At 57.7% G+C, this 1,064-nt stretch carries 3 protein-coding genes; 2 read left to right on the top strand and 1 reads right to left on the bottom strand.

The window, feature by feature from the left end; genetic code table 11:
- On the top strand, positions 1-240 hold a 240-nt coding region (locus AC1DLB_RS30775), incomplete at its 5' end, for a hypothetical protein (RefSeq protein ID WP_477786375.1).
- 72 nt (positions 241-312) lie between these two features.
- Positions 313-543 (top strand): hypothetical protein, encoded by a 231-nt coding sequence (locus AC1DLB_RS30770; protein WP_007935641.1) that lies wholly within the window; start codon positions 313-315, stop codon positions 541-543.
- A 13-nt stretch (positions 544-556) separates the two neighbouring features.
- On the opposite strand, the gene AC1DLB_RS30765 is transcribed toward AC1DLB_RS30770, so the two are convergent.
- A complete protein-coding gene (locus AC1DLB_RS30765) occupies positions 557-838 on the bottom strand; it encodes a hypothetical protein (RefSeq protein WP_018929069.1) in 282 nt (93 codons plus the stop codon).
- Positions 839-1,064: the final 226 nt, after the last annotated feature.

Below are 1,064 nucleotides of genomic sequence, written 5' to 3'. Positions count from 1 at the left end.
GAGTACGCCCAGTGCCTGGTCGAGAAATTGGCCAGTAGCCGTGGGGCCTTGCAAGTCGAGCCGCAAAAGGATGGCATGCGGGTGATTGTGCCGCAGAAGTTTTCCTCGGGGCCGGCAGCGGTGTTTGACATTGAAGACCGCTCCGGTGGCAGCAGCATCAAACTGCATGAGCGCATCTCCAATGTACCGTTGCGCCCATGGGATGTGCGCAATGCCGCCACCGCGTGCATTTCCGGCTGATAGACTACCCCCGGTCAGCATCGATGCCGTCAAAGTCGCACTTTGACGGCATTGTCATTTCTGGAGTCGAGCATGAAACGAGAGCAGGTGCGGGAGCGCCACGCAGAGGGTCATATCTCTGCCACCCATGTGATTCAGAACCCGGCGAATCCGGGGGAGTGGATCGTATTTTTCAAGAAAAGCGCCGGGCGCAGTTTTTTCCTGGTGGATGACAACGATGAAGTCGAGTCCTTCAGCCGCCTCGACGATTTGATCGAGACGGTACGCGGGCTCGGGATCAAGTTCGCCGAAATCCATATGTAGGGCATTGGGTGCCCTACTTGCAGACCACCACCACACTGCGGTTCTTGTAATTGCCGACGTCGACGCCCAGGGTTTTGTCGCTTTCCTTGGTCGAAGGTGTACCGTCGGTACCGACAATCCGATAGCCGGTGCCGGCGCAAGAGGCATCGGCTTTTTCGTAGCAACTGGCCCAGGCGTTGGCTTCCCCGGAGCAGTCGATGGTCAGGCCTTGCTCGCCATTTTTCAGGTAAGTCGTTTCTGACGTGGCGCAGCCACTCAGGGCCAGTACCGCAATCAGTGGCAAGAATCTTTTCATGTCGTGGTCGTCGTCAGTGATGGGGGCTAAACGCTATGACAGCGGCTGCAACGAAAGGTTATGGCGATTGGCCACTTCGTTGCAGGCATTCACAAAAAAGCCCTGCGCGAAGACAGGGCTGCGGTCGCGCCAGGTTCAGCTCAAGGCTTGTCCTTGCCACGCCGCTTGGGTGCTGCGGGTTGATCCTGCAACACCGATGCCACTTCAATCGCCAACGCTTCTGTAG

It is taken from the genome of Pseudomonas sp. 05N434, from assembly GCF_056396965.1.
The sequence above is the reverse complement of the archived record's forward strand: the minus strand, read 5'-3'. Positions and strand labels throughout refer to the sequence as shown.